The sequence below is a fragment of the Actinobaculum suis genome (genome assembly GCF_900102025.1).
In the GTDB taxonomy this organism is placed as follows: Bacteria; Actinomycetota; Actinomycetes; order Actinomycetales; family Actinomycetaceae; genus Actinobaculum; species Actinobaculum suis.
Map to the genome: position 1 here is coordinate 172,262 of NZ_FNAU01000002.1, position 25,950 is coordinate 198,211.

Below are 25,950 nucleotides of genomic sequence, written 5' to 3' on the forward strand. Positions count from 1 at the left end.
TTGTTCCTTTAGGAGGCCGGCGAGTTTGGTTTCTTTAGGAGGCCGATGGAAGGCCGGTGGGAGGCTAGCGGGGGCCGACGCCGAAGCACGCCGGCCAGAACCCTTCCTGGCGCCCAGATGGATTCCGGCCGGCGGCTGCCTAATAGCTAGATCTACTAGTCACGGGCGCGGATGAACCACGCCGTGGTATCGGCAGGGATTTGCGCACTGGCAGCTTCGGCGAGCGGTTGCGAGCTGAGTACCAAGGTCCACTCTTCCCCGGGGAAGGGGATGGGTGTATCGAAAGCGGTGATGGCAAGCAGGTCTGGCCGGGCGGCCGCGGCTTGCCCGGCGCGGTTGCAGAAGGCAATGCCGGCCGGCGCGTACTGTTCCGAGCAGTCTGCCAGGCTGCCGCTTCCCAGTTCCCATTCTTTCCGCAAGGCAAGCAGGCGGCGGAAGAAAGGCAGGCCGGTAGCGGCGCTGGGCACGGCAGTAAGGCCGGCAACTTCCTGGGCGTCTACCGTGTAGCGTTCCCATTCGGCGGGTTGTGGAAGCCAGGTTTCCCCACTGGTGGAGAAACCGAAGCCGGGCTGGTCAGAGTTCCAGGGCAGAGGTACGCGGCAGCCATCGCGGCCGGCTTCTTCTCCACCGGTGCGGAAGAATGCCGGGTCTTCGCGCACTTCGGCCGGCAGGGCTGTATGTTCGGGAAGTTCGCGTTCTTCCCCCTGGTAGATGTAGTACGAACCGGGAAGCATGGCGGTGAGCAAATGCCAGGCGCGGGCGCGGCGGGCGCCAAGTTCCACATCCGGTTGCGGATCGGTGGCCGCAATCCCGTTGGGGCCCTTGCCGGTTTCGGCAAGCCCGAGCCGGGTAGTGGCCCGCACGGTGTCGTGATTGGAAAGTACCCACGTGGTAGGTGCGCCTACCGAATCTGCGGTGCGGAAGGATTCTTCCACCACGCGGCGCAGTTCTGCCGGGTCCCAACGAGCAGCCAAATAAATGAAATTGAAGGCCTGCTGCATTTCATCGTGGCGAATATACCGGGAAAGGCGCTCTTCATCGCCCACCCAAGCTTCGGCTACGAGCATTCGGTCCCGCCCGTATTCATCGAGTACAGACCGCCATTCGCGGTAAATATCGTGCACGCCATCTTGATCGAACATGGGCGGGTTGCCGGCGTCGCCACCGGCGTCGAAACTACTTTCTTCCCCCTCGACCATTCGCACCCGGGTTTCCCAATCGGGGAGGGCCGGGTCTTTTACAAGCCCGTGGGCTACGTCTACCCGGAAACCATCGACGCCGCGATCGAGCCAGAACCGCAAAGTGTCGCGGAACTCGGCGTGAATAGCGGGGTGTTCCCAGTTGACGTCGGGCTGGCCGGGATCGAACAGGTGCAGGTAGAACTGTTCATCGTTTTCTGCCGGGGTGCCTTTCACCCACGGAATGTCTTTGACCTGGCTCCACGCCGGCCCGCCGAATACGGAAATCCAATCCGTGGGCGGTTCGGTACCGTCCGCGCCGCGGCCTTCGCGGAACCAGAACATTTCCCGTTCGGGCGAACCCGGCCCGGCAGCAATCGCCTTGCGGAAAAGTTCGTGATCCCACGAGGTGTGGTTTGGAACGATATCCACAATTACTTTGAGGCCGTGCGAGTGGGCGGTATCGATCAAGTTTTGGGCGTCTTCCAACGTGCCAAAAAGCGGATCTACCTGGCGGTAATCGGAGACGTCATAACCGGCGTCGCGTTGCGGAGACTTATAAAAAGGCGAAAGCCAAATAGCGTCGACGCCGAGGCTAGCGATATAGGTAAGTTTGCTAGTAATTCCCGGTAGGTCGCCAATGGCGCCGCGAGAGGAGGCGAAGGAACGCGGATACACCTGGTAAACAACGGCGTCTTGCCACCATTGTGTACGCGGGCGCGCGGAATGAAGCTCTTGCATTTTACTCCTTTGTGAATGAGAAGCTTTCTGATTCTGAGATGAGGATCCTTCTCAGAGTGCGGAAGCGAATGCCGGCCCTGACCACGCCGCCAGTTCAACTTTGCCTCCCTCAGATTACCAATTTCAGATCAAGGTGCGGAACTGCGCTATCACGGCAGGCTAGGGCCCGTCCATGCCCGGCCGCGCCCGTCCGTGCCCGGCCATGCTCCTAAATGCTGGTGCAGGGCGCGGTGGAGCCGCGCACGATCAGTTCGGCGTTGAATTGCATGGGGTTGGGGTCTACTTCTTTGCCGCTGATTTCGGCTACCAGGGTGTTTACGGCGTAGCGGGCGATGGAACGCACGGGTTGGCGCAGCGTGGTGAGCGGGGGATTGGTGAGGGCCATGAGCCGCGAATCGTCGAAGCCGACCACGGAAAGATCTTCCGGTACGGAAAGGCCGGCCGTGCGGGCCGCGTGGGCCGCGCCCAAAGCCATCAAATCCGAACCGCACAGCATGGCCGTATAGCCGCGCTCCAACAAAGAATTCGCCGCCGAAATCCCGCCTTCGAAAGTAAAGAAAGTATTGATTACGCGGGGAGTGGCTTGCGGGGCAAACTTTGCCATTGCCTTCCGGTAACCCTGTTCTTTGCGCCGGGAGGGAATGAAGCGTGCTGGGCCCATTACCAGCCCGATCTTGGTGTGGCCCAAGCCGGAAAGATATTCGACGGCTTGGAACATTGCATCGGCGTCGTTCGTAGAAACATCGGGCGCATTAATGTGCGGGTTGGCGCCATTGATCGTGACGAACGGAGTATCCCCGCGCAAACGCTCATAGCGGCCAGGATCGGCTTCCATATCCGCATGCAAACCGGAAACGAAAATGATCCCGGAAACTTTTTGCCGCCGCAAAATCGCCACGTATTCATCTTCCGTGGTCCCGCCCGCATATTGTGTACACAGCACCGGCACGAAACCTTCCCCAATCATGGCCGCCTCAATTTCTTGGGCGAGGGCGGGGAAAATCGGGTTGGTAAGTTCCGGAACTAGCAGGCCAATGAGCCCGCGTGTGGTGCGGGTCAAACTTTCGGGCCGTTCGTAGCCGAGCAGGTCGATCGCGGTAAGTACGCGCGCCTCAGTTTCCGGCGAAACCGGGCCGGAATCGTTGAGGACGCGGGAAACTGTAGCGATGGAAACATTGGCCTGCGCGGCAATGTCCACCAATCTGATCTTTTTTCTCATCTAGTTCGTCTTTACCTTTTGACTCCGGATACTTAACTCCGGATACGCCTGCGGTACGTGTTTCTGGGGTGCCGAAAAATCGCGTTGCGGATTTTCCGTACCCGCGGATTTGCCGTGACTGCGGATTTTCCGTGCTGGCGGGATTCTCCGTGCCGGCGGATTTTCCGAACCTGCGGGATTTCGTGTTGCCGGAACTGCGTGTGCGCAACACTGGCAGTGCCGCGCGGCGCGGTAGCCACACTGGTACCGTCTTCTGTAAAGTTTATGAAAAAGAGGCGGCTTTGCAAGTGGTGTCCATAATTTTCGACGCCGAAAAAGCAAGGTCACGGCGAAAATTCCGCCGAAAGAACCGGGAAGTGTTACTGAAAACTAGCTGGCCCGCGCCCGGCTCGCCACTTAGGGCATATGCACTCCGCGCCCAGCCTGCGCCAGTCCATGCCAGCCCGCGCCCAGCCCACATTGGCCCGCGCGTTTGGACAAAGGGCCCGCGCCTACTTCACAGGCAAAATGTAACGCTTCCATAACAATCGTGAAACGCCGCTGAAAAAAGCTGAAAATCGCTTGTAAAATTTTGGGGAGGGATCTAGTCTCACTCTTAGCAAGTACCGTAAAGAGGCGGTGCGATGCGTGCGCGATTCGAGGAGGAAAACCATGCGCAAGAGCATTTTCGTGGCGGCTGCCAGCGCAGTGGCACTCATGCTGAGTGCTTGCGGAGGCGGTTCTAGCACTAATTCCACGGCGAAAACTAGCGAAGCACCAGCGGCCAGCCAGTCCGCTGCATCTACCGGCGTCACCCTTACGGTGTGGTCGGATTCGAACCGCGAAGCGGCTCTCAAGGATGCCGCGGCTAAGTTTGAGGCACAAACCGGTAACCACGTAGATGTTGTGGTCCGCGAATTTGGCGATATTCGTGCCGATTTCTCCACCCAAGTTTCCAACGGGGAAGGCCCGGATATTACGGTAGGTGCCAATGATTGGCTGGGTGAATTTGCGGCCAATGGTTTGGTTTCCCCGATCGAACTGGGCGATAAGCAAGACCAGTTCGATGCCACCGCCGTCAAGGCTTTCACCTACAACGGCCAAACCTACGGCGTGCCCTACGCCATCGAAAACGTAGCGATCATCCGCAACAAGGCACTAGCCGATTCCACGCCGGAAAAGTTTGAAGACATGATCGCCAAGGGCAAGGCGGCCGGCACCAAGTACCCCTTCGTTGTACAGACCACCGATAAGGGCGATCCTTACACCTATTACGCCCTGCAGGCTTCCTTCGGTTCTTCGGTGTTTGCCACCGGGGACAAGGGCGAACTCACCAGCGATCTGACCCTGGGCGATGCCAAGGGCGAAGCTTTTGCGAAGTGGCTCGGCGAACAGGGCAAGGCCGGCGTGTTTGAAACGGCCATGACGTACGACGTCGCCGTGGATGCTTTCAAGACGGGGCAAGCTCCCTACATCCTGGGTGGCCCGTGGATGGTCAAGGACTTCAAGGATGCCGGAATTGATATTTCGGTAGACCCGGTACCTTCGGCCGGCGGCGAGAAGGCCGTACCGTTCGTGGGTGTGCAGGGCTTCTACGTTTCTTCGGCTTCGAAGAACCAGATCGTGGCAAACCAGTTCCTCACCGAATACATGGCCACCGAAGAAGCCCAGCTCGCTATTTACAAGGCGGGCGACCGCTTGCCGGCACTCACCTCGGCGGCGAAGAAGGCCGCGGAAGATCCGGCCACCGCTGGTTTCGCGAAGGCCGCGGAAGGCGCCCAGTTCATGCCGAACATTCCGGCGATGAACTCGGTGTGGACGCCGTGGGGCGTGGCGGAAGCCAAGATTATTGACGGTGCTGATCCGGTTTCTACCTGGCAGTCCATGGTCTCCGAAGTCCAAGCCTCCATCGCTAAGTAGTAGCTAGCGCGATGGCACACCATCAGGGGCGCGGCGCGGCCTAGGCTGAGCCGCGCCCCTGGCGCTAGTGGCGCTAGTGACGCTAGATACGGCTAGAAAGTGGAACGGAACTATGCAGCAAACCAAGCAACCGGCCCGAAAAAAGCGGCCCGCGGAACGGAAGGCCCTGAAAATTCAGGCGCCGGAAGCTCGTAATTGGTCGGCGGGCTTCGTAGTGAAACTGGTGCTCGTGGGGCTGGTAGACGCCCTGGGCATCTACGTGTTGACGCAAACGTTCACGGCCCGTTCGTGGACGCTCTTTGCCATCGTGGCGGTCCTGCTCATCGCCATAAATTACATTTATTTCTCTCGGCGTACCCTCGCTTCTAAATACCTAATTCCAGGGCTCGTTTTCCTGCTTATCTTCCAAGTGTTCGTGATCCTATATACCGGTTATATTGCGTTCACGAACTACGGGGATCGGCATATGCTCACCAAGGAAGCGGCCACGAATTCCCAGCTGGTGCGCTCTTCGCAGCGCGTTCCCGATTCTCCGCAATACCCGCTCAAAGTGGTGGAACAATCCGGAGACTTAGGTTTTGCCGTACTCGAAGACGGCAAAGTGCTGGCAGGTACGGAAACCAAACCGCTCGAAGAAATAAAAGGCGCGCAGGTAAACGGCCAGCAGATTACGGAAGTGCCGGGTTACCAGGTACTTACCCCGCAAGATATTAGCGCCCGGCAAGCCGAAATCATGGCTTTGCGGGTGCCGATTTCGGAAGATATAAACGAGGGCGCGATCGGCACCCAGAATGCTTCCACCGGTTTCGTCTTCCGCTCCACCATGAGCTACGACCCGGCTACGGAAACCATTACCGACCACGCTTCCGGGAAAACCTATAAGGCCGACGATTCGGTTGGTTTCTATGTTTCCGAAGACGGCCAAACCCTCGATACCGGGTGGCGCGTAACCGTAGGGTTCGATAACTTCAAGGATGCCTTTGGCGATGCCCGCTATGCCACGCCCTTCCTGCGGGTGTTGGTGTGGACATTCGCTTTCGCTTTCCTTTCGGTAGCCACCACCTTCCTGCTGGGCATGTTCTTAGCGATCGTGCTCAATAAGGAAGGGATGCGCGGGCGCAAGGTGTACCGCACCTTGATGCTTTTGCCTTACGCTTTCCCCTCGTTCATGACGGCTTTCCTCTTCGCCGGCATGTTCAACTCGAAATACGGGTTCTTCAACGAGGTACTGTTTGGCGGCGCAGAAATCCCGTGGCTTACCGATCCGTGGCTGGCACGCGTGTGCGTGATCGCGGTGAACTTGTGGATGGGCTTCCCCTACATGTTCCTGATCTGCACGGGTGCTTTGCAGTCGATCCCCGCGGATTTGAACGAAGCGGCAGAAATCGATGGGGCTACCGGCCTGCAAAGGTGGCGTTACGTTACCTTGCCGCAGCTCATGATCCAAGTAACGCCCCTGCTGATCTCTTCCTTCGCCTTCAACTTCAATAACTTCAACCTGATCTACATGTTGACCAATGGCGGCCCGCGTTTCGACGACGCCCAGGTGCCAGTTGGCGCAACCGACATCCTCATTTCGATGGTGTACCAGATATCCGGCATGTCCGGCGAAGCTACCCGTAATTACGGTTTGGCTTCGGCGATGTCGCTCCTCATCTTCGTGATCGTAGGAACGATTTCGCTCATCAGTTTCAAGAAGTCGAATTCTATGAAGGGGGCGGAGTAAATGCGCGGTACGAATGCGGCAGAAACGGCTGGCGGTGCCGGTGCAGTTTCGGGCACCGGTGCGGCTGGCGGTGCCGGTATAGCCACCACTGCGGGCACGACGCCGGAGCTAACTACTTTGCCGAAAGAAACTGAGGTGGCGCAAAACCACCAAAAGTTCGGTACGTGGTTCCGGCGCATGGGGTTCCGGCACGTAGTGGGAATAGTGGCGGTCATCTACTCGGTGTTCCCGATCCTCTACGTGCTTTCCGCGGCGCTCAATCCGAGCACCAAAACCACCCTGACGGGTGCGAACAAAATGTTCTCGGAGGTTTCGCTAGCAAACTTCACCGATCTTTCCAATTCCACGCTGTTTTGGATGTGGTTCGGTAACACCTTGATCATCGCTATATGTTCCGCCCTCGGTGCGGTGGTAATGGGCGCGGCCGCGGCCTACGCCTTCTCCCGTTTCCGGTTCAAGGGCAGGGAAATTGGGCTCATGGGCCTGATGGTGGTGCAGATGTTCCCGCAACTGCTGGCCTTCGTGGCGATTTTCTTGCTCCTCACCCAGTTAGGGCAGATCATCCCGCAGCTCGGTTTGGATTCGAAACTCTCCCTGATTTGCGTGTACTTGGGCGGGGCGCTCGGTTCGAACACGTTCCTCATGTACGGGACTTTCAATTCCATTCCGAAATCTTTGGATGAGGCAGCAAAGATCGACGGCGCCACGCACGGCCAGGTGTACTGGCGGATCATTTTGCCACTCGTAGTACCCACCTTGGCCGTGGTAGCCCTGCTGGCTTTCATTGGGGCTTTCAATGACTACGTGCTGGCATCCACCATTTTGACCAGCCAAGACAATTGGACCCTTTCCATCGGCATGAACCTGTGGGTGGGCGGAAACGAAAAGCAGTGGGGCTGGTTCGCCGCCGGCGCGGTAATCGCCGCCCTGCCGATCCTGCTGCTCTTCCTCTTCCTGCAGCGTTACATCGTCTCCGGCCTCACCGGCGGCGCCGTGAAAGGCTAAGCCGCAGAGGCGGAACACCGCTGCCGCAGAGGCGGAGCAGGGCTCAGCCGCAAGGCGGAGCAGGGCTCAGCCGCAAGGCGGAACATGTAACTACGCTCAGCGCCCCGGGTTTCCCGGGGCGCTGAGAGTTAAGGCGCCTATTCTGCTAAGAGTTCGGAGGCTTCGCCGGAGTAGGTAATAACCAGTTGATCGCGGGCGCGTGATGCTGCTACGTATAGCAGGGCGCGCTCGCGATTTTCTGCTTCATCGCGCTCCACGTCCCCCAAACCTTCCCGCAGGAAAGGCACATGCCTTTCATCCACGCCCATCATTATCACGTGCGTGAATTCCAGGCCCTTCGCGTTGTGCATGGTCATAAAGGAAACATCGCGGGTATCTACGCCGTGATTGGCGATTCCAGTCCGCACCGTGGTAACTAAGCGGTTCGTACGCACGAGCACACCAATCTGCACGGAAGGATTAGCACCGGTTGCGCCCGCTGCTGCGCTACCTGCATCGTTAGTTGCCGCACTAGTGTGGCCGAGCCAGCGGTTGATATATGCGGCGGCGAGGGAGATTTCTTCGGGCAAGCCGGTGCAGGCAATGATTTGTGGTTCGGGCCCGGAACGGGCGGAGCGGTAGCCGGCCAGGTTTTCGCTTTCCCCGGCAGAATCGCGCCAATCGCCACCTTCCAGCAAACGTATCGCGTAGCTCAGGTTTTCCCGCGTAGTCCGATAGTTCAAAGTGAGCCGGCGGGAAGAACCACGCGTATGGATCCCATAGTGGGAAAGCGTGAGCTGGCGGCCGTAAATTCGCTGGTGGGAATCTTCCGCCAAGAAAATATCATTGCGCCCTTCCCGCGTGGCCGCCCGCAAGAACCGCCAATGCGGGGCCGAAAAGTCTTGGGCTTCGTCTATCAAAGTGTGGTCGAAAAGTGGTTTGCCGCGCACCAACCGGGCCGCCAAAATTGCCATCCCACTCCACGGTAACCGCCCGCTTTCGCTACACAGCCGCAGGTAGGCCGCGCACGTTTCCCACACGCCTTTGCGTTGGCGCCGGTTCAGAGCCCGGCCCCGGCCCGTACGCTTCACCCGCGCATATTCCGGCCACGTAGAAATTTCGTGGCCGAACACAATATCTTCCAGTTCGCTACGCAAAAAATCGGTGCTTTGCAGTTCCGGGTTTTCCAATTGCGGGGTGAAAGCCACGGCCTGGTGCCAAAGTTGTTCTTCCGCCTTCGCGGATAGCACTCGCGGCTTATCACGGAAAGTCACCCCAAATACGCCTGCGCTCGCCGCCTCAATTTCTGCCCGGCTGGCATTATCGACCACGTACCGGGCCACGGCGTCCACCCCCATAATCGTCAGACCGGGCGCGCCGGGCGCGGTAGCACGCGGATATCCGGGCGTGAGGCGGCTCATCTGGTCTTGGAGAGAGTTAGCGAGCGCGCGCGTGAACGTGGTCAGTAAAATCCGCGGATTTTCTACCGGGCTTTCGCGCAAGAGCCTGTCGGTACGGTGAAGTACGACGACGGTTTTGCCAGTCCCGGCACCCCCGGAAACCTTGCTGAGGTTGCCCTCCACAATCCCGCGCTGCGAGGGATGCAGGAAGGTGAGCCAATCGCCGAAATTTTTAGTATCCAGAACGCGGCGCAAAGCTTCCTTATCGTCCTTTTCGAGGAACGTGTAGTGGGCCTGCGCGGCGGGCAGGGCAAAGGAATCAATCACGGCCTGCGAGTTCTGGGGATCTTGCGCATCCGGCGGCGTAGCAGACGTTTCGATGCCGAGGGATTCGAGGGTTTCTTCCACGCTGAGCCCGGCCAGTAGGGAACTAATGGCGTCTTGTTCCCAGGCGGGGCGGGAAGCCAACACCGCGGTGAGTTCCGGGGCTTGCGCGGAATTAGTGCGCGCCACGATTTCGCGCACGGCCTGGGCGGTAGCCAGGTCGATACCGATACGCTCATGCATAACTTCCGGCGCCGGCAAAGTATCCACCAAACGCGGGCCGGCCGTGGGAGCCGGTACGGTAGCCGGTACGCCGGAGGCCGCGGCCGGTGCGGCGGGTGCTTCTACCTCGGTGATTTCTGGGACGCCATTTACCGGGTTGATGGAGATAACAACTCTTTGGGCAATATCGCGCGCCTCTGCTACCGGAAACAGAGCCTCATACACGTATTTTCGGCCGCCGTCTTCCCCCACGAGCTCAAAGACGAGGGAGCGGTAGTTCTCGCTAATAACGCCCAGGCGGGCGCGCGGATCGGCCGCCCCCGGCACCTTCTCCATCTGTATTGGGGTTCCAGCGGCGCGGCGTTCTTCCGGCGTACGCTGGAGCGAAACCAAATAGTTCATGGCCAAAGTGCGGACATCTCCACGTGTATCAGAAGAGACTTTCTTGCCCAAGATAACCTGCCCAGCAGGCGGTTCATAGATTTCCATCACTGCCCCATTCTCGGTAGGGAATCCGGGATATCCCCGCCACTAATCTGCTCCAAGCTGTACCACTGCGCGCCCTGCGTATCTCCGCCTTGCGTATCTGCATCCTGCGCGCTTGCACCCTGCATATCTGAACCCGTGCCTGCGCCCTGCGCGCCTGCACCTTGTGTGCCGGCGGCTCCCTGCGTATCTGCGCCCTGTGCCCCTGCACCTTGTGCGGCGGCGGGTTCGGGCGTGTACGCGGCGCTGGCGGGAATGTCTTCCGCGGCAAAGGCGAGGAAAATCCGACCCAGCCAAGAAGCTACGGTGGGGATCCCGCCGATTTCTTCGCCGATCATTTCTGGTGCGGCCACGCCGGCCCGGCGCAAAGCATCCAAAGCTTCCACCACATCCGGCTCGCCTTCGTACTCGGCAAAAGCGGCGTCCCAGGAATCGGATTCTGGTTCGGGAACCGGGGCAAGATCTGGCATAAAGGCCGCGCCCTGGGTGAAAAGCTCGGCGCCGTCATCAAAGCGTACGGTAATAGAATTCGTAGAGGTGTAGAACAGGTTCAGCAGGTGGTGGTAGATAGCCCAGTCTTCCTGTTCGAAGGCATCCGCGATCGAACCATCACTGTTCACGCCTTCCAGGGAAATAACCACCGGGCTACCCGAGGTGTTGTTACTATTCTCCTTCTTTGGCAAAACCACGCGGCGTTTCCAAGCGGGTAGCGGGCTGGCCCCGCCGCCCTGCACGGAGTCCAGGTTGCTGCTGACCAGGGCTTCTAGCTTGGTGCGGGTGGCTATTACTTGGCGCCGTTGCAAGTTCGGATTGCGCAAGAGGTCAAATAATTGGCTGAGCGGATCGGCGGTAATCACCTGCTCCAATTCTTGGTTGCCAATAACGTTCGGATCGGGATTGTTTTGCACGTCGTAATACCATTCGGGGCGATGGTTGGCAGTATTGCCCCCGGTTTCGCGTACTTCTTGATACCAGTCCAGATCGGTCCAGGTGATCGTCCACGGGATAATCCCGTAATCGTGCAGGGCGTGCCGATTGCGAATATCATCCGCAAAAGTTTCCTGCTTGTGGAAAGCATATCCGTCCGTAAATACGGCAATCTGGATCGGTTCACGATCCCCCGAAGCCCAATCGGTAGCTTCGAAGAAGAAATCCGGCTGCACCAGAATATTCGAATCGCGCAATATTTCCTGTTCTCGCATGTGCCAAGTGCTGGTTTGGCCCGGGAACTGGAAAGTAATAGTGCGTTGCCCGTGCGAATTGATAGTGCTTTGCGATGCAATATTGCGGTCTTGTAAACCTTGCCGGAAGTATTCGCGGAAACGTACTTCTAGTTCCGAAGCTGGATCTGGTTCTGGTTCTTCTTCCAAAATGGTTTGCTCATCCCAGCCTTCTGCCGGCGGTTCAGTATCCAGATCCGCCGCCGGATTATCGGTAAGCAACTTGATTAGTGAAGCTTGGGCAGAATAACGGGAAGTGTTGTGGATTTGCCCGTGCAAAGTATAGGGCAGCAAACAATTCGTGCAGCACCGCCGGCCATCTTCCCCGCAATCGCAATTCCGCAACCGTTGCCAGGTGGAATACAGCAGGTTCCACACGCCGCCAGGTTGTTCAAACTGCATCAAATAGCCCGTGCCGCCCGGTACCACATCATGCAAAAGCAGCGCATCAGTAACCCCGGTACTGGCCTGGCTGGGCACCCGCACCGCGGAAATATCTAGATTATCCGGATCTCCCCCAATCACTTCCCGGAAGCCGAGCCGCAAAGCCGCAATCAAAGACGGCAAAGCCTCATTATCCCCGCGCGTAATAAACTTGGGGATCCGCAATAGCACACCTTGCGTGGTCAACTCCCGACCCAAAAAGATAGTGCGTGGCTCCAAATTTAGTTCGCTACGCAAAGAACACCACGGCCGGTGGTCATACCAGTGGTTAGTACGATCATTGGAATCTTCATGCCCGCATTCGGGGCAAACCCGAAAGCCAGGAGCTTCATATTCCTGCCCGCTAATAGCGATCTTTTCGCCGCTCCCGCGCCCCAAATTCAGCCACCGCAAATCCACTTGCGGGAGTACCTGCACCCCAAAACCCTTATTCGTGTACCAGTTGCGGCTCACCCGCGCCGAATCAAAATTACAGGTGAGTACCGTGTGGAAAACGGTTACCCGCCGCTCGTCACGATCATCGCCGATCGCATTACGAATCCCATCGGCATCCGCGGAAACTTTCCGGAGTTGGACCACCGCGGCCCGCTGGCCGGCGTCGTTCCACTTCGTATCCCCGCACGCCGGGCACACCCGATTCACGTTCGTACCGGTATCGCGTTCCGAATAGCTACAACTCGGGCACAGATGCCACTGTTCAACACGAGAACTTTCCGGCCCCAAATCCACCGCGGTAATATCTGCGCGAATACCCTGGGCATAGAAACTCGCCCCCGGGGCCAGCTCTTGCAAAGCTTGGGCCGCCCCGCGCGTGTAATCGCGCCGTTCAATCTCCCGCTTTTGGGTCTCCTCATCAACTCGCGAAATACCCACGGAAAGTTCCACCGAATCGTCAAGCAAAGTGAAGTTCGGGAGCAACCCGGTGCGTTCCATACCGGAAATCCAATACTCTTCGTTCCGGTCCACACGTAACCGCATGGCGTGGCGCAAATTCGCATTCGCGGTACGGTACTCAATTTGGGCGCCCGTTTCTTTACCTGTGGCAGCAGCACCTTCCTGGCGTTGCAAAGTAGCCTGTTCGCTGGCGCTCAAAGGTTCGAGTTCGGCGCACAATTTTTTGAGCTGCTCGATGCGTTCGGTAAGGCTGCGTTGCTCTTCCGCCCAGTCCAATTGCTGGGCGGTGAGGGTGCCAATGAGATCGCGCGGGCCATCCCCGGTAGCCCAAGCTCGCAAACGCTGCGCATCTTCCGGGGTAATAAAATCGCTGAGGGTAGCCAAAAAATCGTTGAGCACGCCCTCAATCCCCGCGCCAATACGTTTCTGTATTAGCGGCACCAAATTATTTTCCGCGTAGCCAAACACGGAGGGGCTATGCCGCACGCCCGGTTTTTCCATAGTGTCTAGCAGCCGGGCCAAAAACTGCCGTTCCACAATTGCGGTGGCCCGCAAAAACGCCGTCGGCGCGGTAACGTCACCATCAATCATGGAAAGCGGCCACGCAATTTTCGGCAAAGTTTCCCCGCGCCCCCGCGAAAGCGTAACCGCCAGCGAATTCCCGGTTTTCCGCCCAGCCCGCCCCACCCGCTGCTGGTAGTTTGCTACCGTCTTCGGCAAAGAAGAAAGGAAGACGGTAGAAAGATCCCCAATATCAATACCCATCTCCAAAGTGGGCGTGGCAACCAGCACGTTCGGGGCATCCGGCGCGGCCGGTTCGTTCTTCTTGCCCTTGAACTGGGTTTCCAGGTGGGCGCGTTCTTTTTCGGAAAGCAAAGAAGAATGCTCGGCGGCCATAACGGTACGCGGCGAACGCGAAGTGTACAGATTCGCGTAGTAGCCATCCGCAATATTTTCTTGCCGCAAATAGCCGTCACAATCAGCCACGGGGCAAGCCATGCCCACCAAATCCGGCACCTTCGAAGCGGCCACGGCGAACGCGGAACGGCACGTATCGCATTCCAGCCCCGGGCGCGGGCGCGAGGCCCCTTCCGTGCGGGTAGCGGTCTCGGTCCGTTCGGCGATCACCAAGTCGGGATCGAGCGCAAATAGTGCTTCTTTACGTTCCCGGTGCGAGGTGGCGGCATCTGCCCCCGCAGGCGTGCCCGAGTGCGGGTGGGAAGCCCAGCGGGAAGGGTTGTAGGCCCGCGCGTTTTGGGGGCGGATTTGGCGTAACAGGCCCCGTTCTGCCAGATGGTAGGCAAGTTCGACGACGCACCTGCTGGCCTCATGCGGCCCCAAGCCTTTAATGTGTAATTGCCGCGCCGTCCACCGCGCGTACCGACCCTGCGGGGAAGCGAGCGGGGAAACACACAGCCGTTCGGCAGCTTTATTCGAAAAGGGGCGGCCGGCCCGCGGAAATTCGGGGCCCCCACCGGGCGGGAAAGTAGGTATACCTTGGCTGCGGGCCGAACGCCGGTTGAGCAGATACGTATCCGCATTGGCTTTCAGGTAGCTATCGAGCCACCTGTGGTAGATCCCGCCGCGCTCGCGAATAATTTCCAGGAAGCCGCGCGCCCATTGGATGAGGGTTTCTGCGGAAATTTCGAAGCCTTCCAGGGTTTCAGGCAGGCCGGCCACCGCGGCTTGCGCGGCGGCTAAAAGGCTCGGCTCGGTGGCATCCACAAAGGCGCCGGCCGTGCCGGTGAGCATGAGGGAGCGCGGCAGGTGGGATCTTTGCCCAAATTCTTGGGCCACATCGAAGGAGATCCGTTCCCGGGCGAACCGTTCTGCCTTGCGGTGGGCGGAACGGTCTGCTTCCGTATCGGGTTCCCAATAGGGGCGGTAGGCCCGAATCTTGGCGATATGGGCGGGTAATAGTTCGTAGCGGCGCCGGCATACTTGCGCATTGTGGGCTTTTTGTTTTTTACCGGCCACGCTGTTTGCGCTAACTTGGCGGCGTTCGATTTTCCCGGTGCGGTCCATCATTTGCCGGGTGAGTTCGGTTAGGGAAATTCCTTCTTCCGGGATGGCTTGGTAGATCAGGCCGCGGAAGGTGAAAACATGGGAACGGTCTTGCACGAAGGCGGCGCGGTGGGCGGCGTCTTGCACCGAATCCGTGAAAACCAGGGTTTTCTTTTCGGAAGCGTCCAGTTCCGGTAAACCAAACAGGTTCGAAAGCGCTACCGAAAGGAGGGTGGCGATGGAAGAACCAATATAACGGATCGAATCGGGTTCCCCGCAAGAAGGGCAGATTTCTTTATTCGCCCGTTCTTCGCTGTCTTGGTGGGGAGCGTAGGTAACTACGGGAACTACTCGGGCGGTTTGGATATCTTCTTCGCTCGGTGCGGAGGTGAGGAGGTGTTTATTTTCGGCATCTAACCAGTAGTTGCAATTGGTAGCGTCACTAGTTTTGACGCCGGCAAAGGCCCGGCCTTCTTCCCGGGCTTGCCCGGCCGCGGCCTGGGCGTCCATGAGGGGGCGCTGTTTGCCACTGTTTTGGGCGCTGGAACGGCGGATTTCGGTGGCGTCTTCTACCAGTTCGGCTTCGCTGCCGGCCCGCAAAGAACCCATCCACCCGGCCCGCCCGCAATGCCGGCAATAGCAGGCAGGAAGCCAAGTGGCCGCATTATTGCTTTCTTCCAGCGGGCCATCGTCAGACCAGCGGAACAGTTTTTCCCCGGCTTCCGGTTCGCCAACCAAACGGTCCACGCGGGAAACTTCGCGGATCCACAAGTGTGTTTCCACGCCGGGTACCAGCAAACGCAAGTGCGAATCCGCGGCGGTTACTACCGCGCGTAAGGAAGCCATAAATTCTAGGGCGTAGCCCATAAATAGTTCCGGTAGCGACTCCCCGGCCGCGTTTTCCGAACGGGCCGGAATCGCATATTCGGCCACAAACCTTTCGGTAAGCGAAGGCACCGCCCAGCGCTGGCGCCGATCATTTTCCGGTAGCGGTGCCGGCCTTTCCCGCAGCGGGGCCGGCCGGGCCGCCCACTGCAAAATATTCTTGAAAAGCGGGTGGAGCGCGTAGGCGCGCAAGAGCTCTTCCGGCGTAGGAGCGGCGCTGGTTTCTGGCAGGGTAGGTGCGGCGGTGGATTCTGCAGCGCTGGCTTCTGGGGTGCTGGCTCCTGGCCGGTGGGGCAAATGGGGCAGGTGGAGAACATGCCGCGCAAATATTTCTTGTACAAAAGCGGCCCGCAATTCACCCGGGTCGGCAGTTTCTGTGTTTGCGGCCGTGCCGTTTTCGAAAGCTTCCATCGCCGCGCACACTTTGTGCATAGCTTCCCGGGCCGCCGCGGCATCAAACTCGGAAGCAAGCGGCTCCGCATCCGGCGCGGCGCCGGGCGTGCTGTTTTCCGCGCGGCCCGCGGTAACGGTATTGGGTGCGGTATCGGGAGTAGTGCTGGTAGCGGTATTGGCAGCGAGTTCGGCGCGGAGGCGGGCGGACCACCGTTCATAGTCCATGAGGTTTTCGCCTATTAGCGCCGAATCGGGGAAGGGCGTGCCGAATACGGTGTGTGCGAAATCGAGTACTTCGGAGGCTTTATCACCCAGGGTGGCAGAGGTAGCAACGGGAGTGATTGGCCCGAGCGGTACGTGCGGGTCCGGGAACCTATCGGGAGCGAAATCGCGCAGGCGGAGCCCGAGCCGCCGTAGCAGGAGGGCAACATCGGTGCCTTGCGCGCCGTCATAAGTGTGGAATTCGTCGAGCACGATGTATTGCAACGATTGGGCGGATAGTTCCCAGAGGGGCTGGTCGTCGTCTCGCAACAAAAGCTGATCGAGCATTTTGTAGTTCGTCAACAAAATATCTGGCGGGTCTACGCGCATGGCCGCGCGGCTGCTGATCAAGTGTGTGGAAGTGGCGCGCTGGCGTTGCTGCGTGGTGGCACCCGTATAAATACCGCCGCGAAGGCCGTGCAAACGTTTATCTTCGGCAAGGAGGCGGGCCAGGCGGCTTTCTTGGTCGGCGGCAAGTGCGTTCATCGGGTAGATAATGATCGCTTTGATACCGCCAATGCCGGCGTTTCTGGCGCGCAGCGCGTGGTCGATAATCGGGTAGAGGAAGGCCTCCGTTTTTCCAGAACCGGTACCGGTAGCCACGATGGTCGGCTGCGGGCCGGTGCCGGAAGGATTGGCAGCATCGGAACGCAACCGGGCGAAAGCACGCGCCTGGTGACTGTAGGGCTGGAAACCTTCCGGAAGCCAGCTCAAAGGCTGGGTGGCAGATGTACCGTTTTCTGGGGCGGGCTGGTAGGGCAGGCGGACGCGGACGAAGGGGCCATGGAACATGCCGTCTACCGGGTCCGTCAGGAAATCTTCCAGGGCTTGGGAAGTGGCCGGATCGTTCAGCGTGAAAGAACTCGTAAGGTATTCGGAGATCCCCGCCTCAATGCTTTTAGCGGCCCCTATCGGATTTAGCATCGCCATAGCTACCGATCACCATCCTCGTTTGGCCTAATAGACGCGTTTGGCTTAGGAGAAAGCAGATTTGCGGGCTGTGCCGCCGCATCTTCTTGCCGTGCCGCCTTGTTTTCTTTCTGTGTGGCAACGCCCTGCCAGTATTCATAAGCTTTTCGCATATCGGCTTCGCGGTCCAAAACCCGGAAAGGATATTCGAATACGTAAGTGACGCCGGATTGCGGGTGCACCCAGGTACGGGCTTCCTCGCTGAGCGTGCCTCCTTCGCCGCTATCTATAGCGGAACGTTCGGCCCGGGCGATGTTGTTTTCTACTAGCCGGCCATTAGCGTCATAGAAATCAGCTTCGTCGTAACGCATTCGCATTACCGGGAACTGGGTGCGGTAAATCGAACACAGCTCATCGGCCGTGACTCCGAAATTGATTGCCGCGATCGCATCAATGTCAATTTGGGCTTTCCGGCGTTCTGCCGCGTTCCGGATTGGCACCTCCGGGGTCCAAGGTTCACCCGTGCAGGTTTCCCACAGATCGGCATAAGCAGAGGTCAAGCAGTTGAGCCGCAAATAAATCCGCGCCGCGTCATCCAGGAGAGGAGAATCCCCGAGGGGGAGGTTTTCGAGGTTTTCAAAATTGATGTGTCCTCGCCCCATAGAACGAGCCAGAAAATCGACTAGGAATGACGAAGAGAGGGCCCCAACACACACTTCAATAAGGTTCCGTACTGGACCAGCAGAATTAACGATGTGAATGTGTGCGGTCCCGGGTGGAATAATTGCAGACTGGAGTGTCCGCGCACCCGTTGTAGAACCAACATATTCTCGCCAGGCAATGCGGTAGAAAGACCGCACGGGTTGCTGTGTGCCGTTGATTTTCCAGGTGCCGTAGTCGGCGGCGTAGGAATCCTTTTCCGGATCGGGTTGATACCCGGTGGCAGGGATGAAATCGCTCGGAATTGCTTCGAGATCGATTTCTGTCCAGTCGAGATTGTTTCGTAGAGTCTCGTTCGGCTGTTTTTGTATGGGCAGGGAGATGCCGAGGTGTGGGCCTTGCAAGATAACGTCTTCCCAAGAATCCGGCACTGCCCAGCCGCGATCAAAATAGCCCTTGGTTTTATCGCTCTTTTCGTGCCAACCACTAGAAGCGTACAGTTCTAGCCTGCTGATCCGGGGTTGTTGAGCAAGTTTTTCGAGAACCTTGGCGGCATCACGGTTAACCGTATAGACCATGCGGGTATCCAAAACCGGGGTTTCCGGGCCTTCCATGACATCATGCCAAACTTGGAGTTCGTTCTGGTCTACCTGGATGATGCGATCACGATGGGGGCGCAGATCCCACTGGTTCTCATCATTTTTGATACCGGGAGCCGGGCCAGAACCATCATGCCGCAAAGAATCTACAACAGTTTGCGGGTGGTAGAGGGATACGGCTTGTAGGAAACTAGGGAGCTCTAATGGATTCCCGTAGACATGAACACCGTAGGAAACCAGGTGGTGTATATCAAATAGGGATAGTTCATTGACGAACTGCCAATGCCGGCGCAGGCGCAAATAAGCTTCGCGGCGCAGTGTTGCTGCCCCAACTTCGCCGAAGTGGGATTCGGGATGGATGAGCGACACAATGCCAGTAGGTGCCTGGTTGGCCCAAGTGCGCTCCATGAACCCGCGATATAGGTCAGGTTGTTGATTGACCAGATGCGGGTATTCGGGCGTGGAAGAAAGATAGGCGGAGGTAGCGGCGGTTTCAGCCATGGAATCAACCAAAGCTTTCCTTCCGGCGGGAGTTGCCAAAATAGGTTCGCGCCATTCTCTCTTCTTAGCTTGAGTGGCGCGTTTGAAGATAGCGAACCGAGGATCAAACTCGGCCAACACGCCATCTTCGTCGCTAAGAGGCCGCACCCAGGGCGGGTTGCCGACCTGTAGGTCAAAACCGCCGCGCGCAAAAACAGTGGCAAAGTCTAGATCCCAGTGGAAGAAACCCTGCTGAGCGGCAATAGACTCTACTGTTTGCAGCCACGGATGTGCGGCAATAATCTCCGGAACGGAGAGTTGCACGCCGCCGGTAGAAATGGCCAGGCTCTCGGCTGCGGCTAGTTCCTCCCAATCCATTCCGGCCACCAGATCAGGCCCAGCTTCACGGTAGTCACGAAGCTGTGTTGGCCTGATATTACGGGCATAATCAGCCTGCCCCAAAATGGCTTCGAGCGTATCCAACCACTCATCTACCGAAGGCGGAGCCGGAACCCGAGAACCAGACTGCTGGCGAACGTTCTGGTTGGCTGCGCCGCTATTGTTCTCTTCCTGCTCTTCCTGCGGGTTACCCACTACAGAGAAAAGAGTTCCAGCATCCTTAGGTGCGGCGGTTTCGTCAAGGTTTAGAGGCCAGAACCAGAGAGCACACCACGCGTCCATAACCAGCCGGAGCCGCCCATAAGCACCGGAAGTGTTTTCAAAAAGTTCCGCCTCGATTTGCTCACGGGAAACGGCCTGGGTGTGGGTGGGGGTTTGGCGGCCCCACAAGGGAATATCGCGATGTACTTGCTGTTCGGCAATTTCTATGCGGCGCAACGCGAATCTCCACAGGATCTCCACCCGCTCCGAAAGCCCAGCTAAGCGGCGTAACTGTTTCGCCGTGAATTTGCGTTGCACGCTCCGCCGCCAGGTGCGCAGCTCCCGAATAGAATCTCCGGCATATTTGGAAAGGCCTTTCGCCTCCACTGCCGAACCCCAACCTTTAGAAGGCAACAAGAAGTGGAAAATGCGTTGAGTATCCGAATCCCCGCTCACCAAATCTTCAGTATCAAGCCTGGCACCACTATCAGCATCACTACCGCCAGCGGCTAATTCTTGCGGGCTACCAAAAGTGAGGCGCGAACGCTTGGCCGGCTCATGCAAATAGGCTCCGCTAGCCACTTGGGAAGGAGCATATGTTGCATGCAAAGCACCGATTAGAGAGTTGCCGCGCCGCAAACGCAAACCAAACCAAGGCGCTTGCAGACCCGCCGTCATCGTATCTAACCAGAGCGAAATTTCGGCAAGCTCTACCGCGGTGGCATTCAAATCCACCCCATACACCTGATGCAAGGCAATATAGGATTTCACTTGCTGAAGTTCGCGCGTATAAGAATCCGCCGGAATAGATTCGCCCAACTCTTCTTGCCGAAGGTCTAAATAGAGGGTGGCAAGCTGGCGTACCGCCTCCACGGCGAAGGCCCCGCTCCCGAGGGCTGGTTCGCAAATATCAAGCTGAAGAATATCTTCAGCCCGCGTGATCGTACCCGCGGCCCGGAGTTCCGCAATAGCTTGACCAACCGTGAACTCGGTGAGCACCTGCGGGGTATAAAACGAAGCCGAACGTTCCCGATCGCGAGAAGACTGCCGGAACACGAAACTGCCCCGCCGGTGAATCCGCCGGGTAGAAACCAGCTCCCCAGCAGAAGAGCGCTGGGTGGACATAACAATCGACTCTTCTGGCAAATCATCGATTTTGTCCAGGCTTACCAGCCACGACCCCTTATCGGCTTCCCCATTCGGAGCAACTTCTACGAGGTCTTCTGCGGCCACCAACCCCCGGTAAGACATGAGACCTTCATACACTTGGCCAAGCTCGGAAACCCCCAGGGAAGCATAAGAAATAAACCCGCGGTCTTGTTTGGCCGTTTCCGGAGTGAGCAATAGATTCGTGAGCACATCCGTAAGTGCCCGGTTAGAAAGCTTGACCCCATCAATCAGCGGAGTAGCCGCAGGCAAAAACAGATCCGCCGATAGCGCCTCGAATCGCAAACCCGGCAAGGAATCATCCGGGCTAGCCGGGGAAGAATTATTGCCCTCGTTGACGAGGCGGAAAAGAATTTGCAGGGAATCATACAAGTGTGTGCCCTGCTCTTCTGCCACCGAGGCAGGTGCCTCCAGAATCAAATCCCGCAACCGGGAAAGGCTATACCCGGCCTGATAGTCCGGATCGCCCACTGGCAAAATCTGCAATTCCGGGGAAGCTTCCGCAAACAGCAAGAACAAAATCCGGTACAAATACCGCAGGGCCTGGCGGGCCAAATCATCCCCATCCACACTGGCCGGATCTGGAAGCACAGTGGCGCTGCCAACGGAACCTGAAAGCGCGCTAGTAGCGTCGGCAGAAGTAGCGTCGGCAGAAGTAGCGTCGGCAGAAGTAGCGTCGGCAGGATTAGCGCCGGCAGAAGTAGCGTCGGCGGAGACACCAGCGCCAGCGGAGATAGCAGCGCCGGCGGCAGGGCGGTGTTGGGCACGGAGGCGGTCAAGTACGTCATTGCCGATAATCTCAATCGAATCCCGTACCGCCCCGCGCAAAGACTCCGAAACTTTCATGGAGTGGTTCACCGCGGCCTCCCGCGCCTGCGACCACCAGCAATTACCTTCCGCATCCTGGGAAGTGTTTTCAAAGGCCAGGGCGGCCACTACGTGCCGCAATTCGCCTTTCACGCGTTCGTCTTGCCGCTCCACCGCCAAAGCCACATTGATAGCCAAATATCGGCCCTGCGCCCAAGTTTCCCGTTCCCCTAAAACCACCCACTGGCCGGCAAACAAAACCGCGAAGGCCGGTTCCAAATCAGACAGAAAGGCCTGCCCCACAGCTTTGAAAACGTCTTGATAAACAATATGCGGGCTGTCTTTTTCCCGCACCGGCAAAACCAGACTGCCCAAAGCTTCCGGAGTATCCAAGAACGGCAAATTTACCGCCAAAACGCCATGCCGATAACTGCCCTGCATGGTAACCAGTTGGCCCGGTGCGCTAAACCTAAGCGGTTCCTGGGTTTCCGTATAGCCAAAAGCACGGCGCAATAACCGGTTAGCCTGCGCCGTTCCCGGCTGCTCAGCATCACCGGCCGGTACCGGGCTTTCCGGGCCGGTATTTATACCGGCGTGGGCAACGGCGTCGTTCCGTTCTTCAACTTGCGGCAACACTAACGCCAGCTCGGAACGCACCGCAGAAAACCGCTCCCACGGATTACCCGGATACTCTTCCCACTCCTTACGGCGGGCATTTACCAGGTTTTCGAAAGTTTCCCCGCGATCAGAAGTGGTGAGGTAGTAGTCGGAAATCCATTCGTCGATGTTTGCGAAGGAATCAAAGCTAGCCAAGGTGTACCTCCGGGTAAAGCAGAAGCAGGGGACGGACCGTGAGCCGGTCAGGTTGTAAAGAATCAGCCAGTTCGCGTTCGCGCTGGATCTCCTTAGCGGTACGAATCACGCGCTGCGTACTATGGCCCGCACGTTGAACTTGCCAAGCATCAGCCCGCGCCCGCCACGAATCCAAGCGCTTTTGCGCATTTTTCTGGTTCGCCTCCAAAGTATTATTCGCCAAAGTTTCAGCGCTCCGCACGGCCTGGATGATCAACTCTTTAGCCCCGGCCAGATCTTCCGGTGCAAGTTCACCCGGGTTCACTGCTTCCTCAGAAATCTCGTGTTCGCGCAACCAGGAATACGGATTGGCAATCGTTTGCGGGAACATCGTGCCCCCGTAATGCTGCGCGGCCACAAAAGAACGTGCCACCACCTGGCCCAAACGGTTCGAAATCGTGGCTACCAAAAGCACGCACGGTTCCGAAATCTGCGGACTCACCGCCGCGGTAATCGTCGGCTTGGTAGAAGCATCGGACGCCAAAGCCCGATCGGCAGCCCACTGGGTTACCGGATGCAAAGGCCCCAGATAATGCACGGCCGGCCAGGTGGTATGCGAAATACCTTCCCGCGCCTCCCGCAAAGAAGCATTCGCACGGTCGGGCCGGGTAGCCAATGCAAGTTTCGTTTTCACCCCGCGCTCAGCCACATAATCTTGCGGCAAAAAGTCTAAACGCCGAGCCAAATCACGCGGCGGGGTCAAAGAAATAACGCCCTCCTGTGCGTGAATCTCCAGCCCCACCCCGCCCTCGCTGAGCGGCTTGCGGGAAACCTGGTCAAAACCTTCCTCCAAAGCGCTCACCAAATAATCGGCTTCCGTGCGGTACAAACTGCGCGGCACCGGGCGCGCAAAAGATTTCGACGCCGCTGGCTCGGCTAGCCCCGCGGCGGGCGCGGGCGAGGCGGCAGTGGCAGGTTGAGCGGCGGCTGGTTGCGCGGTGGCAGTGGCCGGTTGCGGGGCGGCAGTGGGTGCGGTGGGCGTGGGCGTGGCGGGCGTGGCGGGTGCGGGCGCGGGCGCTTGCGGGCGGTCTTCGGGGCGCAGCAAAGACAGCAGGAAAACATCGGGGTCCTGCGTGGTAGTACCCACGGTTTCGCAGGCTTTGGCCACGGCCTGTTCCGGATCGGGTACGGCCTCATCCAGGTCTACTTCTCCGGCCAGGACCTGCCGTATTTCTTTTTCTTCGGCCTCGACCGAAGTTTTCCCCATGAGCAGGGACGCATCGCCAAGCACGCGCGTGGCTTCGTGTTCGCGTTCGATAAGCCTTTCAAAAACGCGTAGTTCGCCGGCCAGGGAATCATCTGCAGGATCGAGCAGGAGGGCGGCGATGCGCGGGGATTCGAGCTGGCCATAACGGTCGATGCGCCCATTGCGCTGCTGGATGCGAATCAGCGACCACGGCACGTCGAAATGAATCAGATCGTGGCAGCGCAGGTGCAAATTCACGCCCTCGGAAGCAATATCGCCGGTCACGAGCACGCGGATGGGCGAATCGGCGCGTTTGAAATCGTCAATAATCCGCATTTGCTCTTCATCAGAAAGCCCGCCGTGCATGATCTCCACGGCGCCTTTCCCTAACTTGAGCTGCTTTTCCAGATTTTCTTGGATCCACCGCAAGGTAGCGTTACGTTCCGAAAAGACCACGGCCCGGGTTTCTTTGCCGCGGCCCACCCCGATCTCTTCCAGATAAGTAATGAGCCGTTGCAACTTCGCGGACTTATCCGGCGTTACCTGTTCCGCCACAGCGCGCAAATCTGCCAAGGCTTGGCGTTCTTCCGGATCCTGGGCGGCCTTGCGGCGATTGTCCACCGTTTCGATGAGCGCGGCCGGAGAAGACAGCGCGGCCTTAAACAATGTCCACGGGAAAAGCTTTTCCACCCCGGAAATACCGCTGCTGCGAGAACCAGTACGTGAAGCGGGCGCGGCGGCGTCGTCGGCAGTGGAAGTAGCGGTGCCCGCGGTGGGGCTAGATTCAGCGGGGGCAGCGGCGCCAGCAGTGGAAGTAGCGGTGCCCGCGGTGGGGCTAGCTTCAGCGGGCGCGGCGACGTCGGCAGTGGAAGTGGCGCGTGAAGCGGGCAGCCAGCGTTCGGAAAGTTCGCGCAACACGGCGTTTTCTTCCGGAGAAGCGGGGACGAGGATATTACGCGGTTCGGAGCGCGGCGCCCAGCGCGAGCCGACCTCACGGGCCACTTCCGGGCTATTGCGATGCCGGCGCACGATCAGCTTGCTGGCTTCTTCCACTTGGATGGAACCGTTTGGGAGTACCACCATGGAATCGAGCATGGAAAGAATTTCGGTGAAGGAACGCGGGTCACCATTGTGCGGGGTGGCGGAGGCGAGGATAAGGGCGTCCGTGCGGGAGGCGATGAGGCGGGCCAGCTGGTTGTTTTGGGTGCCCGGATTGGAAGCATTGTGGATTTCGTCGATCACGGCGGCATCCCAGCGCACTTTGCCCAGCTGGGCGCGGTAGCGCGGGGATTTCAAAGTGTCGATAGAAACGATTACGCGCGGATAGTAAGTGAAAGGGTTACGGGAGGCAGGCAGTTTTTGCCGCACCCGCTGAATTCCCGCAGAATCGAGCCGCACCAGCGGGATCGCAAACCTGGCCCACAGTTCTTGCTGGGTTTGTTCCATCATGTGTTTCGGGGTCACCACGATAATTCGTTCCCCGCGCCCGCGTGCAATCAGCTCGCCCAGGATCATGCCGATCTCGATCGTCTTCCCCAGGCCCACGGCGTCGGCCAACAAAATACGAGGGCGGATCGAATCCGAATCGAGAATTTTTTCCACGGCCGCGAGCTGGTAATCGAGCGGATCGGCAAGCATCCGGTCCGCCACCGTGAAGGAGCGTTCATCGAGGGGAACCGGGATTTGCCGCAAAGCAGATTCGACGGCGAGGCGCGTGCGGCGGAAATGCGGGGAATTATCGGCGCGGATATTGACGTCATGCGGGTCGATAGGCGTGACCTGTTCGAGGTCGGTGAAGAAAACTACTTCCTGATCGCGCACGTAATCGGAAACCCCGCGCGCTTCCAAACGCCAGGCACCGCCGCGGGCCCGTTGCACGCGCTGCACAATCCACCGCTCAGACCGCGCAATGATGAGAGAACCCGGGGAAAATTGGGCCTCTGGAACCGTATCCACAGAATCTGGAACCGCATCCGCGGAAGCAGGTACCTGCATCATTGCTCCATCCTCACAAAAACTTCGAACCTTACGCCCGTGCCCGTGCCCGTGCCGGTGCGTGGCGGCGGTTTGACTGTGCCACGGTTTGACTGTGCCGCGGTTTGGCTGTGCCGCGGCCTGGTTAGGCGTATGCCCGGGTGGGCTTCTGCCCTGCCTGAGCCACGGCCTGGCTGTGCCGCGAACCGGTTGGGCCGCGAACCGTTTGTGCCGCGGTCTGGCTGGGCCGCGAACCGGTTGTACCGCGGCCCGTTTGGGTTACCGGCGACAGTAGCAGTGTAGTCGGGCGGCGCCGCGGTTGCTTTCGAGTTTCGTCCAAGGCCTTTATTTGCTGCGGTAAAGGTGAGTTTTGTGCGCTGGATACGGCTAAGGCCGGGCGCGGAGTGTTTTCCGCGGCCGGCCACAGTTGCGATAA

The 25,950-nt window shown here is 58.7% G+C and carries 9 protein-coding genes; 3 read left to right on the forward strand and 6 right to left on the reverse strand.

Annotation, left to right across the window (positions count from 1 at the left end; translation table 11 throughout):
* Positions 1 to 155 precede the first annotated feature (155 nt).
* Together BLT47_RS01870 and BLT47_RS01875 are read right to left on the reverse strand one after the other, a co-directional pair.
* Positions 156 to 1,919: a glycoside hydrolase family 13 protein gene (locus tag BLT47_RS01870; protein WP_074661024.1), complete on the reverse strand. Its 1,764-nt coding sequence runs from the start codon at positions 1,917 to 1,919 to the stop codon at positions 156 to 158.
* Positions 1,920 to 2,127: 208 nt separating this feature from the next.
* Entirely contained in the window at positions 2,128 to 3,138 is a 1,011-nt protein-coding gene (locus BLT47_RS01875) for a LacI family DNA-binding transcriptional regulator (protein WP_074661027.1), read from the reverse strand.
* Between the two features lie 651 nt (positions 3,139 to 3,789).
* Between BLT47_RS01875 and BLT47_RS01885 the strand changes: the two genes are divergently transcribed.
* The 3 genes from BLT47_RS01885 (at position 3,790) to BLT47_RS01895 (ending at position 7,768) form a co-directional block, all read left to right on the forward strand.
* Entirely contained in the window at positions 3,790 to 5,037 is a 1,248-nt protein-coding gene (locus BLT47_RS01885) for a sugar ABC transporter substrate-binding protein (protein WP_049619740.1), read from the forward strand.
* 112 nt (positions 5,038 to 5,149) lie between these two features.
* Complete coding sequence (locus tag BLT47_RS01890) at positions 5,150 to 6,763, forward strand: ABC transporter permease subunit (protein ID WP_065414753.1); 1,614 nt, start codon at positions 5,150 to 5,152, stop codon at positions 6,761 to 6,763.
* Between the two features lie 177 nt (positions 6,764 to 6,940).
* Entirely contained in the window at positions 6,941 to 7,768 is an 828-nt protein-coding gene (locus tag BLT47_RS01895; protein ID WP_256332500.1) for a sugar ABC transporter permease, read from the forward strand.
* Positions 7,769 to 7,905: 137 nt separating this feature from the next.
* Here the strand turns inward: BLT47_RS01895 and BLT47_RS01900 are convergent, their stop codons facing one another.
* Genes BLT47_RS01900 through BLT47_RS09270 form a run of 4 tightly spaced genes read right to left on the reverse strand, consistent with a single transcriptional unit; the run spans position 7,906 to position 25,538 of the window.
* Positions 7,906 to 10,182, reverse strand: a complete 2,277-nt coding sequence (locus BLT47_RS01900) for a UvrD-helicase domain-containing protein (RefSeq protein ID WP_074661031.1) — start codon at positions 10,180 to 10,182, stop codon at positions 7,906 to 7,908.
* A complete protein-coding gene (locus BLT47_RS01905) occupies positions 10,182 to 17,210 on the reverse strand; it encodes a DEAD/DEAH box helicase (protein ID WP_074661033.1) in 7,029 nt (2,342 codons plus the stop codon). Before BLT47_RS01905 ends, BLT47_RS01900 begins: the two co-directional genes overlap by 1 nt.
* A gap of 2 nt (positions 17,211 to 17,212) precedes the next feature.
* Entirely contained in the window at positions 17,213 to 22,315 is a 5,103-nt protein-coding gene (locus BLT47_RS01910; protein WP_074661035.1) for a DNA methyltransferase, read from the reverse strand.
* Positions 22,308 to 25,538: a DEAD/DEAH box helicase gene (locus BLT47_RS09270; protein ID WP_074661039.1), complete on the reverse strand. Its 3,231-nt coding sequence runs from the start codon at positions 25,536 to 25,538 to the stop codon at positions 22,308 to 22,310. The genes BLT47_RS01910 and BLT47_RS09270 overlap by 8 nt, the downstream gene beginning before the upstream one ends.
* Positions 25,539 to 25,950 lie beyond the last annotated feature (412 nt).